This window comes from Pseudomonas sp. PB120 (assembly GCF_009761815.1).
Classification (GTDB): domain Bacteria; phylum Pseudomonadota; class Gammaproteobacteria; order Pseudomonadales; family Pseudomonadaceae; genus Aquipseudomonas.
This window is the reverse complement of the sequence record NZ_RWIN01000082.1, coordinates 25742-39804: the sequence shown is the minus strand read 5'-3', so window position 1 is coordinate 39804 and position 14063 is coordinate 25742. Positions and strand designations below refer to the sequence as shown.

Annotated in this window: 8 protein-coding genes; all 8 read right to left on the bottom strand. The window is 62.1% G+C overall.

The window, feature by feature from the left end; translation table 11 throughout:
- Positions 1-115: 115 nt before the first annotated feature.
- Positions 116-2620, bottom strand: coding sequence for an autotransporter outer membrane beta-barrel domain-containing protein (locus tag EJA72_RS15990; protein WP_157712395.1), 2505 nt, complete (start codon positions 2618-2620; stop codon positions 116-118).
- Between the two features lie 99 nt (positions 2621-2719).
- Positions 2720-3520 carry an endonuclease/exonuclease/phosphatase family protein gene (locus EJA72_RS15985; protein ID WP_178129391.1) on the bottom strand — a complete coding sequence of 267 codons (801 nt, stop codon included), beginning with the start codon at positions 3518-3520 and terminating at the stop codon, positions 2720-2722.
- 224 nt (positions 3521-3744) lie between these two features.
- Positions 3745-4503 (bottom strand): PIG-L deacetylase family protein, encoded by a 759-nt coding sequence (locus tag EJA72_RS15980; protein WP_157712394.1) that lies wholly within the window; start codon positions 4501-4503, stop codon positions 3745-3747.
- Positions 4504-4690: 187 nt separating this feature from the next.
- Entirely contained in the window at positions 4691-6850 is a 2160-nt protein-coding gene (gene glgX / locus EJA72_RS15975) for a glycogen debranching protein GlgX (protein ID WP_157712393.1), read from the bottom strand.
- Between the two features lie 232 nt (positions 6851-7082).
- Complete coding sequence (locus EJA72_RS15970; protein ID WP_157712392.1) at positions 7083-7400, bottom strand: DUF2934 domain-containing protein; 318 nt, start codon at positions 7398-7400, stop codon at positions 7083-7085.
- Positions 7401-7421: 21 nt separating this feature from the next.
- Positions 7422-10187 (bottom strand): malto-oligosyltrehalose synthase, encoded by a 2766-nt coding sequence (locus tag EJA72_RS15965; RefSeq protein ID WP_157712391.1) that lies wholly within the window; start codon positions 10185-10187, stop codon positions 7422-7424.
- On the bottom strand, positions 10184-12262 hold the full coding sequence (gene malQ, locus EJA72_RS15960; RefSeq protein ID WP_157712390.1) for a 4-alpha-glucanotransferase: 2079 nt from the start codon (positions 12260-12262) through the stop codon (positions 10184-10186). The genes EJA72_RS15965 and malQ overlap by 4 nt, the downstream gene beginning before the upstream one ends.
- Complete coding sequence (gene treZ, locus EJA72_RS15955) at positions 12259-14055, bottom strand: malto-oligosyltrehalose trehalohydrolase (RefSeq protein ID WP_157712389.1); 1797 nt, start codon at positions 14053-14055, stop codon at positions 12259-12261. The genes malQ and treZ overlap by 4 nt, the downstream gene beginning before the upstream one ends.
- Positions 14056-14063: the final 8 nt, after the last annotated feature.

Here is a 14063-nt window from a genome sequence, read left to right as displayed (position 1 = left end):
TGGCTATTTTAGCGGCTGCAAGTCCCTGATTTTTACAGCCTCTCTAAGTTGTTGTTTGTACAAAAAAACGTCGGCTCAGCCCCGGTCTAGACGGGTTTGGTAGCAAGCTATCGGCTTACCAGCTGATTCTCAAACCGATATTACCGCTGGTCCCGCGCAGCTGATTGCTGTCGATATTGCGACTGTAATCTGCGCTGGCGTAAACGCTGACGGCCTTGGCCAGACTCAATACGACGCCCATGCCCAGATCGGCCGATGAGGATTTTTGCTCGGTATTGATGGGGGTAATTCCCCCAAACGTCACTGAGTCCGTTCCGGAAAAGGTGTGCCACAGGTTGGCACGCACAAAAGGTTCGAGCGGGCGCCCACTGATTTCATAACGGCCCTTGAGGCGGGCCCCCAGGCGACCGGTCCAGGCGCCGTCGGAATCGAAAGACACCCGGGAAACGCCGTCATCCTGGCTGTCCAGGGAGACTTTTTGGTGGATGACTTGAGCCTGGGGCTCCACCACCCAATCGTGCGTCAGCCGAATCGCGTAGCCAGCCTCGGCCGAGACCGTCAGGGCGTGTCCGCGTGTATCGAGCTTGAGTCCGCGCTCGGAGTGACTGTCGCCATCCAGCCGGGTGCCCATCAGGACCGTGTCGACGTACCAGCCGATGGGGTCGATCAACGTCCAGTAAAGGCCGACGCTGTCACCGCGCAGGTCCACCTTGCCGGCGCGCTTGCCCTCGAAGCCCTGATTGAAACCGTCGACATCGCCCTGCAATCGGGTGTGGCCGATAAAGAAACCGGTGCGCTGGGTTTGCCCGCCGGAAGTTTCTGAGCTGTACAGATCATTGCCCACTTGAAACCCGTTGAGTGAGCCGTTGAGCCTGGGCGTCACGGTGCCGGCCCAGGTCTGATCCAGGTTTTTGCCATAAGCGCGGCCCCAGCCCGCGCCGAAGGCTCCGGTTTCGTTGAGTAGACGTTGATCACCCTGCCGATCATGAAAGGTGCCAAGGGCCGCAAGGGTCAACTGCGCCGCAGCCGGCGGCACTGCCGACCAGGTCGGCACCTCCGGGCGATACAACGGAATCGGTGCGGCACCGACGACTGGAGCCGGCAGCGGCGGGGTGCCGATGGCCGCCACCGGGATCGGGACACCCGCCACTTGCGGGGCCACCACGGTCGAGCGCAGGAACCAACTGTTTTCAGTGCCGGCAGTGACGCCACCCTTGAACAGGTAGTAATCGTACGCGCCCACTGAAACCGGGGTCTTGAGCGCAAAGGCATTGTTGGCACTGACGGCCGTGCCTTGTGCCTGTACCAACTGGATGCCGTTCTGCACGGTCAGCGCACCGGTACCCCCGAGATTACTGACGCTGATCAGGGTGTTTCCGGTCAACGTCCCGTCCTTGACCACCAGTTTGTCGCTGGGGGCGTTGTCAGCACCGACCTCGCTTTGCAAGAGCAGTTGGCCGCCGCTCCCCGCGTAGTTGCCCTGCACCGTCAGCGTATCGTTGGTGCGGGTATTGCCGCTGCTCAGGTCGATCACCCCTGCGTTGTTCAGGGTGACGCGTTGGCCCGCGGCGAATGGCATGACGCTGCCCTGAGTGGAAGTCAGTGTGCTGCTGCCGTCGATGTTGAAAACGCCGGTGCCGCTGGCGCTGTCACCCAGCACAAATTTGCCCGTCAGGTCGAACCGTGAGCCGTTGTTCAGATTGACCGTTTCCCAGTTGATGTACCTGCCCGCGCCCGCTGACGTGGTGTGATCGAAGGTCAGCTGATCGTTGCCGGTCCCGCCGTCGATACTCGGGGTGAGGGTCAGGGTGCTTTCACTCAGATTGCGCAGTATCGCGCGGTCGTTGTCTTCCCCCATGAGGATGGCCGAACGGATCAGGCCACCGCCATTCCAGAGCAAAATGTCATTGCCCGCACTGGCGCGGATCTCGCCGACAATTTCGCCGCCCGTCACCGTGATGCTGTCGTCACCGCCGCTGACGCTGATATTGCCGCCGATGAATCCGCCGGTAACGATGATGGTGTCTTGGCCGAACCCGGTCACCAGATTGCCCAGGATCTTGCCACCCGACATGTCGAAGGTGTTGTCGTCGAGCTTCATGTTGACTCGCCCGATGGTGCCGCCGGTCATGGTGGCGAAATCACCGTCCTCGAACGCGTCGATAATCGTGCCGCCAGTCATCAGGAACCGGTCCAGGCCGTCACCCTGGAACAGCGAATGAATACTGCCGCCGTTCATGATGAAAAGGTCGATGGCGTTGCCCTGATGAACGTCGCCGGTTATCCGTCCGTTGTCGATTTGCAGGACGTTGGCCCCGTCACCCTGATCGAGTGCGCCGACGATGCTGCCCGAACTCATCAGTACCCGGTCGATGCCTGCGCCGAAGGTCACGTTGCCGTTGATGGTGCCGGTGCCATTGGCAGGGAAGGTCAAGCTGTTGTTGCCCGTGAGGTCAGTCAGCGGGCCGCTACTGCCGCTGTCGCACACGTAGTTGTCATTTCCGCCGGTGGCTGTGAGCGTGCAGCTCGCGTTGGCGTTTTGCGACCAGGGAAGGCACAGAAAAATGGCAACGGCACAGACCCCGCATAGTTCCTTGGACAGCTTCGTCGAACCGCTCATGCTCGTCTCCGTGAGGAAAACCTTCGAGCACACGCTATCAACAGTTTTCAGGTCTATCTACTGTCATAAGTAACAGGTGCAAGCGGAAAAAGAGCACATTCAGAGGTGGACTTCGACCGCCAGCGGCAGGTGATCCGAGAGATGCGTCCAGGGTTTGCTGCCCAGAATACGGGGCGCGTGGCTGCTGGCATTGCGCAGATAGATGCGGTCCAGGCGCAGCAGGGGGAACCGGGCCGGGTAGGTTTTTGCGGGGCGACCGTGGTGGCGTTCGAAGGCTTCGTGCAGGTAGTCGCGACGGGCGAGGGCGGCGTTGCCCTGGAGCTGCCAGTCGTTGAAATCACCGGCAATGATCACCGGTGCGCCATCGGGCAGTGATTCAAGCAGTTGGCACAGCAACTGGAGCTGCAACTGGCGATGGCTTTCCAGCAGACTCAGATGAACGCAGATCGCATGGACTTCGGCGTGCCCTGGCACATCCAGTACGCAATGCAGCAACCCGCGTCGTTCGGGACCGGTGATGGAAACGTCGAGGTTGCGATACTCGCGAATCGGGTATTTCGACAGCAAGGCGTTGCCATGGTGACCGTCGGGGTAGACCGCGTTGCGGCCATAGGCGAAGTCGCTCCACATGCTGTCGGCGAGGAATTCGTATTGCGAGGTTTGCGGCCAGTCGTTGTAACGCGACGAATGACGGTCATGGACGCCGACCACTTCCTGCAGGAACACCAGGTCAGCCGAGGTACTGCGCACCGCTTCCCGCAGTTCGGGGAGAATGAAACGGCGGTTGAAGGCGGTAAAACCCTTGTGGGTATTGACGGTCAGCACCCGCAGACGATGAATCGCCGGTGGCGTGTTCAGCGACGCCGGTTCGACGGCCCGAGGCTTGGGATCGATGGTCACGTTCACTCCTTGGAATCAGGGCAGCTAAAGTATGCGACTGACGCGGGAGCGGGCAGTTCAGTCCGGATTTCGCGGCATCATGAAACTCCTGTAGGAGCGAGCCTGCTCGCGAAAAACGTATGGGCAACGCTTTCATTCAGACAACCCGCGTTATCGTTGGCGACCATCGCTGGCAAGCCAGCTCCTACAGGGGAGTGTGCGCGCCGTGAGAAGGGGCGTCGGATTCAGACAAACACGATTTCATAGGGCAACCGCATACGCTCCAGCAACACCGGCGGCAGCAACGGCGCGAGGCCGATGGCGGGTTCGCCGTCGAGCTGGCTGGCATAGGCGTGGGTGGCGTGGCTTTTGCGCGCGACGGTCCAGGTGTCGAGACGGACCTTGCGTGCGCGGTGCCAAGGGATCAGTCCTTGATCGCGGGTCGGCCAATGCCAGGCCCAGACCGGCATTTCGTTGAACGCCGCGCCGACCAGCGCTGCCGCTTTTGCGCTGGCGCGCCCAACCACGCCATGGTCGGTATTGCCGTCCTCGCACCAGGTGCTGAACACCACATCCCCGGGGCGCAGGTAGCGGGCGATGAACTGCGTCAATTGCACCTCGCGCTCCGCCAGCGCGTTGTCGGTGAAACCACCGCGAATCCACTTCAGGCTGTGCATCGGCAACCCGAGCCGGCGCAAGGCTTCGACGCTTTCCTGTGGGCGAAACACACTCAGGCGTTTCTCCGACCATTGCTGCGACCCCGGATGGCTGGCGCTGCCGTCGGTGATCGAAATCAATTGCAGGGGATGGCCCAAAGCGCTGAGCAATTGGAGCAGGCCGCCACAGGTCACTACTTCATCGCCGGGGTGCGGGGCGACCACCACCGCGCGAGCGCCGGCGGGGATCAGGGTTTGAGTACTAATGACGGGAATGTTGTCGAGTTGCGGGGCGCTGTTCCAGATTTGTGCGGGCAGGCTGTGTTCGCTGATGGAAACCTGTTTCATGGCGCTACATCCTTGTTCTGGTTGATATCAGTGTGCTGCGCTCCAAGCCCTGGATTGCCGCGAGCAGAGTATTGCTCATGTCACACGATTCGTCGCCTCGGTACCTCCTTTGTTACGATTTTTTATCCGGCCTTGCGCCTCCGCGCAGGCCGGTGATCAACATTGAAGAAATCCCTGAAGGTCTATTTCACTCTTCTTCGTCACGCTGCAATTCAAACAGCAGCAGCGAGCGGCCGGTGACCGAATATTCGTGGCCGAACTCGAAGCGCTCCTGTCCCCGGATCGACGGTTGATTGGTGTCGATCATGCAGGTCCAGAAGCCGCCGTCCGGCACTTCCGGCAAGGTGAAATTGACGATGTCGTGGTGCGCGTTGACCACCAACAGCAGCGTGGCGTCGCCCCCTTTACGGCGAATCCCGGTTTCCTGAGCGCGACCGTCGAGCAGCATGCCCAGGCAGCGACCATGGGCCTCCTGCCATTGTTCGGTGGACATTTCGCTGCCATCCGGCGCGAGCCAGGTGACATCCTTGACGCCGATGTCCTCGTTGTAATTGCCCACCAGGAACCGTCCGCGACGCAGGATCGGGTAGGTCAGGCGCAGCTTGATCAAGCGTTTGACGAACTTGAGCAAGGCCTTGCCATCTTCACTCAGGTCCCAGTTGACCCAACCGATCTCACTGTCCTGGCAATAGGCGTTGTTATTGCCGTCCTGGGTGCGGGCAAATTCGTCACCTGCCACCAGCATCGGTGTGCCCTGTGACAGCAGTAACGTGGCGAAGAAGTTGCGCATCTGGCGCAGGCGCAGCTCATTGATCTCTGGGTCGTCGGTCGGGCCTTCGACGCCGTGGTTCCAGGACAGGTTGTTGTTGCTGCCGTCCTGATTGTTCTCGTCGTTGGCCTCGTTGTGCTTGTCGTTGTACGACACCAGGTCGTTGAGGGTGAAGCCGTCGTGGGCGGTGATGAAGTTCAGCGAGGCGTAAGGCCGCCGGCCACGCTGGTTGAACATCTCGCCGGACGCGGTCATGCGGCTGGCGAAGTCCGCCAATTGCCCGTCATCGCCTTTCCAGAAGGCGCGCACGGTATCGCGGAATTTGTCATTCCACTCGACCCAGCCCGGCGGGAAGTTACCGACCTGATAGCCGCCGGGGCCACAATCCCAGGGCTCTGCAATCATCTTCACCTGACGCAACACCGGGTCCTGGCGGCAGGCCACGAGGAAACTGTGACGCTCGTCGAAACCATCGTGATAGCGCCCGAGAATGGTCGCCAGGTCGAAACGGAAACCGTCCACGTGCATTTCCGTGGCCCAGTAACGCAATGAGTCGGTGACCATCTGCAACACGCACGGGTGACTCAGGTCCAGCGTGTTGCCGGTGCCGGAATCGTTGATGTAGAAGCGCTTGTCGTCGGGCATCAGGCGGTAATACGAGGCGTTGTCGATCCCGCGCATCGACAGCGTCGGGCCTTGCTCGTTGCCCTCGGCGGTGTGGTTGTAGACCACGTCGAGGATCACTTCCAGATTGGCTTCATGCAGGTGCGCGACCATCTCCTTGAACTCGGCGATCTTGCCGCTGGCCAGGTAGCGCGGGTCGGGGGCGAAGAACGCGATGCTGTTGTAGCCCCAGTAATTGGTCATGCCCTTGTGCAGCAAATGCTGGTCATTGACGAAGGCGTGGATCGGCAGCAACTCCACGCTCGAGACGCCGAGTTTGCGGATGTGTTCCAGCACATCATCGACCATCAACCCGGCGAAGGTGCCCCGCAGGTTCTCGGGAACGGACGGGTGACGCATGCTGATGCCGCGCACATGAGTCTCATAAATGATCGTCTTGTCCCACGGCACGCTGACCCGGTGATCGTGGCCCCAGGTGTGGGCCGGGTCGATCACCTTGCATTTCGGTACGAACGGCGCACTGTCGCGTTCGTCGAAACTCAGGTCGGCATCGGGGTGGCCGATGGTGTAGCCGAACAAGGCTTCGGACCATTTCAACTGGCCGACCAATTGTTTGGCGTAGGGGTCGATCAGCAATTTGTTCGGGTTGAAGCGATGCCCGTTGGCCGGGTCATATGGCCCATAGACGCGGTAGCCGTAGATCAGGCCGGGATGAGCGTCGGGCAGGTAGCCGTGATAGATCTCGTCGGTGTACTCCGGCAGCTCGATACGCTCCAGCTCGACTTCGCCGGTGTCGTCGAAGATGCACAGCTCGACCCGGGTGGCGTTGGCGGAAAACAATGCGAAGTTAACCCCCAGACCATCCCAGGTCGCGCCCAGCGGGAAGGGCAAGCCTTCACGGATTCGTGAGGCCTCGGCGTGAGACTCTGGCGCGGCTTTCTTTGGACTGGTCATAGATGCTCCTGCAAATAGGGGAAAACGAATACGGGGGTGAAGACACCGCAAACCCTGTGGGAGCGAGCCTGCTCGCGATGGCGTCCTGCCAATCGACATCAATGGCGCATGTCAGCCCGTCATCGCGAGCAGGCTCGCTCCCACATTGGATCGCGTCCACAGTTGCAATTTGTTCAGGGCGAGTGCGGCCGCAGTGGCGAGGGGGCTCGCCACGAGGTGAATCGGCTGGGTATCAGACCGCTGGCGGTTTCTTCGCGGCTCGAGGCTTTTTCTCGGCTGGTTTTTCGCCGGGCGGAATCACCTTCGAGGCCGCAGCCGGCTTGGCCTTGGCCTTGGATTCGGCGGCCTTGCCGTTGAGTTTACTGGCAGCCGGTTTGGCGGTGGTCGCTTTGGTGGCCGCAGCCTTAGGCGACTTTTTCGGCGCCAGGGCTTCAGCTTCCGCCAGTTTGCGCGCCATCTCCCAATGACGGGCTTCCTGGCCCTCGGGCTTACCCTCCGACTCCCAGATCTGATAGGCAAATTCGCGAACGCGTTTATCGTCGGTACTCATCGCAATGCTCCTGAACTGTGTTCAAGTTTGGATAAAGAGATTGACCGGGAAATCCCCCAGCGCGGCGCTAATCATCAGCTCCTTGTGTTCTGTGACTGCGACGCTTGAAAAAAGTCCCTTCAGATTTTCGCCCGTGGCGGTGAACGGTAATTTGACCCGCGTATCGCCCCACTGCGGCGCGCCGACATGGGGGGCGGCACTGTTTTCCAGCAGGGCAGCGCAGCGTATCGGTACGATCACGATGACCCGTTTGCCTCCCTGTTCGCGCGCAAAAGCTACAACCCGGTGAGCCTCGCTGCCGACGACGTCCAGTGCCTGATACGACCCTCGCCGGAACAGTTCGGCATGCTCGGCGCGCAGGTTCAGCGTGCGCGCGATCAGGGTTTGCTTGATGCGCCCGTCACGCCAGTTCGCCAACAGCCCGGACAGCTCTGCAGGTGCCTGCATCGACTGCTGGCGACTGGCGTAATTCACCGGCCGGCGGTTGTCCGGATCGACCAGGGTGAAGTCCCAATACTCGTCGCCCTGATACAGATCCGGCACGCCTGGCACTGTCATCTTCAGCAAGGTTTGCGCCAACCCGTTCAGTGCTCCGGGGGCGGCGATGACTTGCGCGGCGTCACACAGTGACGAGCGCAATGCCAGGCCCTGCGGACTCAGCAAAAGACGATTGAGAAAGGCCTCGGTCGCGTGTTCATACGCCTCGTTCGCGGCGCTCCAGCTGCTTTGCAATTTGGCTTCGCGCAGGGCTTTTTGCTGCCATTGCCAGAGGCGTTTGGCGTAGTCCTCAAGGCCCTGCTGATCGTCACTGCGCAATGTCAACGGCCAGCTGCCGAGAAGGGCCTGATACAGAATCAACTCGTCGCCGGCCGATGGCATGTTGTCGTCGCTGCGCAGCGGCGCGGCCAGGGTACGCCAGTGTTCGACTTGCTCCACGTACCAGACACTGCGTTCGCTCAACACCGCAAGCCGTGCACGAGTGTCTTCGCCACGCTTGTGATCGTGAGTGGCTGTGGCCAGCAGATTGTCCGGAAACTCGTCGAGACGATTGCGGCAGGCCGCATGAAAGTCGGCGACCGGCGCGCTGAATTGTTCGGTGCTGAACCCCACGTCATTGCGAGACAGCAGCACGGCCGAACGATAGAACGCGGTGTCCTCCACAGCCTTCGCGGCAGCCGGTGAGGTTAATTGTTGAAACCGCACGCAGGCATGTTTGAGGATCTTGCGCGAGCGGCCCACCGGGCGTTTGCGCCAGGGTTCACCCCCCAGCCAGCGTGCCAGGCAATCGAGCACTGGCCAATCGGCCTCGCCCAGGGTTTGGCGTGCGCCGTCCAGGGCCTGCTGAAAAAACACATCGTCTTCAGCGGAGCGGCCAAGAGGGCTGATGTAGGTGCGGTACACCGGAAAATGAACGATCAATTCCTGCAACGCCCGCCGGATCGCGCCGAGGGTCAAGTCGCGGGTCATCAGGTCATCTCGGGCCACTTGCAACAGGGCCTGGGCAACGCTTTCGAAATCGCCGGCGAGTGAGCCATTGAGGATTTGCTGGCGCGCCAGTTGCGCTTCCTGGCGGAAATCCGCAGGCCGTTCGCTGTGCCGGCTCCAGAGTTCGCCCAGGGGCTGGGCACCTTCCGGCGCGTGTTGCAGCAACGACAACTGGTTCATGAATTCGTAACCGGTGGTGCCATCCACCGACCAGTCGCGGTGCAGGGTTTCGCCTTGGCCAAGGATCTTCTCGACGAAAATCGGCAGGTGCCGGTCCGGTGACAGGCTGTCGACCCGGCGCCGCAGTTTGCGGCAGTACCCACGCGGATCGGCGAGGCCGTCGATATGGTCGATGCGCAAACCGTCCACCCATCCTTGTGTCACCAGTTCGAAGATTTTTGCATGAGTGGCTTCGAACACGGCCGGGCGCTCGACACGCAGGCCCCCGAGTTCGTTGACATCGAAAAAGCGCCGCCAATTGATGTCGTCCGCGGCGGTGCGCCAACTGGCGAGGCGATAGCTTTGACGCTCCAGCAGCGTGTGCAGGCGCTGGAAACCCTCGGTGGTCAAGGAGTCGTAGCTTTTCAGGTTCTGCTGGATCACCTGCAACACGGCCGGGTCGCTTGCCAGTTCGCGCAGTTCGTCTTTCAACGGCATCGCGAGGCTGTGGGCGTCCGTCTGGTAACTCAAGGTGCTGAAGCGCTCGGCCAGTGATTTCAGTCGTTCGTCATCGCCATTGAGCAACTCGCCGTAATGCATCGGGCAAATCGGGAAACGGTGCTCATAGTGCTCGACATGAAATGCGCCGCGCCCGGCATCCAGGCGCAAGGGCAGGGTGCCGTCCTGCAAGGCGACGCCGTAATCGCTGCCCAGGAATGGCAGCAGCAACTGACCTTCCATCAACGGATCGGGCGAGTGCCACTGAATGTCGAAGAATTCGCCGTAAGGACTGAGCCGTCCCCATTCCAGCAAGTCCAGCCACCAGGGGTTGTCGCCGCCGCCAACCGCCATGTGGTTGGAGACGATATCGAGGATCAGCCCCATTCTTTGCTCGCGCAAGGCAGCGACCAGACGGCGCAAAGCCGCTTCGCCACCGAGCTCGGGATTGACCGTGGTCGGGTCCACCACGTCATAGCCATGCATCGAACCGGCGCGGGCGCTCAGCAGCGGCGAGGCGTAGACATGGCTGATACCCAGGCTGGCGAAATACGGCACCAGCGGCACCGCATCGTCCAGGGTGAAGCCTTTATGAAACTGCAGCCGCAGGGTCGCCCGCAGCGGCTGGAGTGCCGATGCAGTCATTGATCACGCTCGCCGGCCTGAAGTCGCGCGCAGGCGAGCAACTCCAGGCGCCGGGCCGCGTCCGGGTCATCGAGCAACGCTTCGCTGGTGCCGGGCAGGCGCCGTGACCAGTTGGGATGCGTGTCGGTGGTGCCGGGCAGGTTGGCTTGCTGTTCGATGCCTAGGGCGTCTTCCAGGGGCAGCAATACCAACGGCGCGCGGGTGTGACCGAGAAATCGGATGGCCGCGTCGAGTATCTGATCGGTCTCGTGGGGCTCTTCGCGAAAGTTCTGCGGGTCCTCGCTCAACACGCGCCGCAGGCCTTCGCGTTCGCGTTCGCGGTGATGGCGCCAGTCGATTTCTCCGTTGGCGTCGACCAGGTTCAGTCGGGCGCTCCAGTCGATGTCGTGGCCATGCCACCAGCCATTGATTGTCGGCAGATCGTGGGTGCTGGTGGTCGCCAGTGCGTTATCCGGCCAATCGAGGATCGGCTTGAAGTGCGTGTTGTCCTGTTCGAACAGCAGCACGCGCATGCCGAGGATCGACCGGGCGATCAGTTTTTCCCGCAGGCCATCGGGCACGGTGCCGAGGTCTTCGCCGAGGACAATCGCCTGGTGCCGATGGGATTCCAGGGCCAGCAGGCGCAGCAGGTCGTCGACGGGGTAGTAAAGGTAGGCGCCATCCGCGGGCGGCGCGCCATTGGGGATCACCCACAACCGTTGCAGGCCCATGACGTGATCGATGCGCAGGCCGCCGGCATGGGCGAAGTTGGCGCGTAGCATTTCGATGAATGCACGAAAACCGTTGCGCACCAGGCCTTCGGGCGAGAACGCGGAGATGCCCCAGCCCTGGCCGGTGCGATTGAGAATGTCCGGCGGCGCGCCGACGGTCAGGGAGGCCAGCAATTCATCCTGACGGCTCCAGGCCTGGCTGCCACCGCCATCGGCACCTACCGCCAGGTCGGCAATCAGGCCGATGTTCATGCCACTGCTGCGGGCGGCGGTTTGCACGCGCTCAAGACAGCGGGTGATCAGCCATTGGCAGAAGGCGTAGAAGCCGATGCGCCCGGCATTTTCTTCGGCGAATTCAGCCAGCGCGGCGCTGCGCGGGTCGCGCCATTGCTCGGGCCATTCGCGCCAATCGAGGGTTTCACCCTTGGTGGCGCAGGCCTCTTGCAGGGCTTCGAAACGGCAGTGATTTTCCAGGGCTTCGCCCGCAGCGTGGCGAAAGCTGCTGAAGTCGGCATGCAGTGGGTGTTCACCCTGGACGAAGCCTTCGTACAGCGCCTGCAACAGGCGATGCTTGGCCTCGGCGGCGGTTGGCCAATCGATCAAGGGCAGCTCTTCCAGGCCCTTGAGCTCGACGGCGAGACCGGTGGCGTCGATGGCAGTGCGCAGCGCGCGTTCCCCGAGAATGGCTCCCGGTGCGGCGTAGAGAGTATTGAGGAACAAGCGGCTGGAAGGCGAGTAGGGGCTGTAGCGCTGGGTATCGCTGCTGAACATCGCGTGCAAGGGGCTGATCGCCAAGGCCTCGGCACCGCGTTCGCCGGCGACTCGGGCCAGGTCTTCGAGGGCCTGGGTATCCCCGAAACCGCCATCGCCGGGGCGCCGCAGCGAGTACAATTGCACGCTCAGACCCCAGGTGCGGGGGATCGGGCTGTCGACGGCATCACCGACGCTGTAGCAGCGCGCCGGGGCCACTGCCAGCGTGAAGGACTGCCCTGCGATGTCGACATGCTGATAACCGACCGGGATCAAGCCCGGCAGAACCGCGTCGCCATCCAGTTTCAGGCTAAGCCGCGAACCGTCTTCGAGGTGGATTTCGCAAGGCGTTTGCGGCTCGAAGAAACGGGCCAGGTCCAGACCGGCGCCGAAGTCGGCGGTGATCAGCGGCGGCAGCACGTGGGTCTCTTGCACCTGCTGCAATTCCTGCAGGCTGGCGTCGATTTCCTGGGCGCTGCCGGCCGGGTGGCCGAGCCCGGTAAGGACGGCGCGTAACACCGAGGGGGCGACTTTTTGCGGGCGGCCGTTGGCGTCGATCCAGTCGACGGCCAGGCCTGCTCGGCTGGCCAGTATTTCCAGTTGCGCATCACTCATGGGCGCTCTCCGTCCGGGGGTAGCAAAAGGGCTGCGGCCGTGAGGCTGACAAGCGCGCAATACGGGGCCAGGTGCCCCTGTTCCAACAGGTCGGCTGATTGCGCAGGGTGTTCGAACAACCACTGTGCACCGGCCTGTGAGGTGTGGACCACGGGCGTGTCGCCGAGGTTCAGGTCAATGCGCAGCTCACTGCCATCACCCAGGGACCAGCGCACGCTCACCGCGCCTTTGCCCAACACCTCGGCACCCAGCGAGCGGGTGCCCGGCAGGCGCGGGATGAGGTGTTGGTGGCGCAGGCTCAATAATTGTCGATACAGCGCTGCCATGGCGGGCTGTTGCGGTGCCGACCAGTCAGGCTGTGACGCTTCAAAAGTGTGGGGCGCGTTGGGGTCGGGAATCTGCTCGCGCTTTTGCGAGTCGGCAAACGCACTGAAGGCAGCAAACTCATTGCGCCGTCCCTCGCGCACCAGTTCTGCCAGTTCGCCATGGTGGTCGGTGAAAAACAGAAAAGGTTCTGCGACCCCAAGCTCATCACCCATGAACATCAACGGAATCATCGGTGACAACAGCAGCAGTGCAGTGGCGGCTTTCAAGGCCTCGGGGTGCGCCAATTGATGCAGGCGCTCGCCGAACGCACGGTTGCCGATCTGGTCATGGTTTTGCAGGAACAGCACAAATGCGCTGGGCGGCAGGTGGCCGCTGGGCTCGCCCCGGGATTCGCCGTGACGGTTGATGTGGCCCTGAAACACGAAACCCTGGCTCAGACAGCGCGCCAGCTGCTCAGTCGGTTGTTCGGCATAGTCCGCGTAATAGGCATCGGTTTCGCCGGTCAGCAGGACGTGCAAGGCGTTATGGCCGTCATCGTTCCACTGCGCGTCGTAACCTTGTTCCAGCAGGCTGGCCTGGTTGTGTTCGTTCTCGACCATCAGCCACACATGCCGCGCAGGATCGGTTTGCCGGCGAACCCGCTGGGCAAGCTCCTGCAGAAAGTCCGGGCTCTCGATGGCGTGCACCGCGTCCAGGCGCAAGCCGTCGAAGCGGTACTCCATCAGCCACATCAATGCATTTTCGATGAAGAAGTCCCGCACTTCACGCCGCCGGAAATCGATGGCGGCGCCCCACGGTGTGTGCTTGTCTTCACGGAAGAAGCCCTTGGCATAGTGATGCAAGTAATTGCCGTCCGGGCCGAAGTGGTTGTAGACCACGTCGAGAATCACCGCCAGGCCATGGCCGTGGGCGGTGTCGATCAAGTGTTTGAGTTGCTCAGGGGAGCCATAGGAGAACTGCGGCGCGTAGGGCAGCACGCCGTCGTAGCCCCAATTGCGCTCACCGGGAAACTGCGCCAATGGCATCAGCTCGATGGCGGTGATGCCCAATTCGACGAGACGCGCCAGATGCTGCTCGACGCCGGCAAAGCCGCCGAGCGCACCGACGTGCAGTTCGTAAATGACTGCCTCGTTCCATGGCCGGCCCAGCCACGCGCTGTGTTGCCAGCGGTAGGCCAGAGGGTCGACCACCACGCTCGGCAGGTGCAACCCCCCGGCCTGAGCACGGGAGGCCGGGTCGGGGACGTCCAGCTCGCCGTCGATGTTGTAGCGGTAACGCGTGCCGGCGGGGCAGCGGGTCATGATCACGAACCAACCGTCAGCCTGAGGCAGCAGCGGCAAGGATTGTCCATTTTCCAGTTCGACACTGACGTAAAACGCATCTGGCGCCCACAAGGCAAAACGCGTGTGCTCGGCGTCCAGCATGATTGCGCCGTGGGGCCGGGTCTCAAGGGTCCGTAACGGCATTCGTTGAA

Excerpts from the sequence above, each read along its gene's own strand:
- EJA72_RS15990 (WP_157712395.1), bottom strand. The coding sequence starts at position 2,620 with ATGAGCGGTTCGACGAAGCTGTCCAAGGAACTATGCGGGGTCTGTGCC.
- EJA72_RS15980 (WP_157712394.1), bottom strand. The coding sequence starts at position 4,503 with ATGAAACAGGTTTCCATCAGCGAACACAGCCTGCCCGCACAAATCTGG.
- glgX (WP_157712393.1), bottom strand. The coding sequence starts at position 6,850 with ATGACCAGTCCAAAGAAAGCCGCGCCAGAGTCTCACGCCGAGGCCTCA.
- EJA72_RS15970 (WP_157712392.1), bottom strand. The coding sequence starts at position 7,400 with ATGAGTACCGACGATAAACGCGTTCGCGAATTTGCCTATCAGATCTGG.
- EJA72_RS15965 (WP_157712391.1), bottom strand. The coding sequence starts at position 10,187 with ATGACTGCATCGGCACTCCAGCCGCTGCGGGCGACCCTGCGGCTGCAG.
- malQ (WP_157712390.1), bottom strand. The coding sequence starts at position 12,262 with ATGAGTGATGCGCAACTGGAAATACTGGCCAGCCGAGCAGGCCTGGCC.
- treZ (WP_157712389.1), bottom strand. The coding sequence starts at position 14,055 with ATGCCGTTACGGACCCTTGAGACCCGGCCCCACGGCGCAATCATGCTG.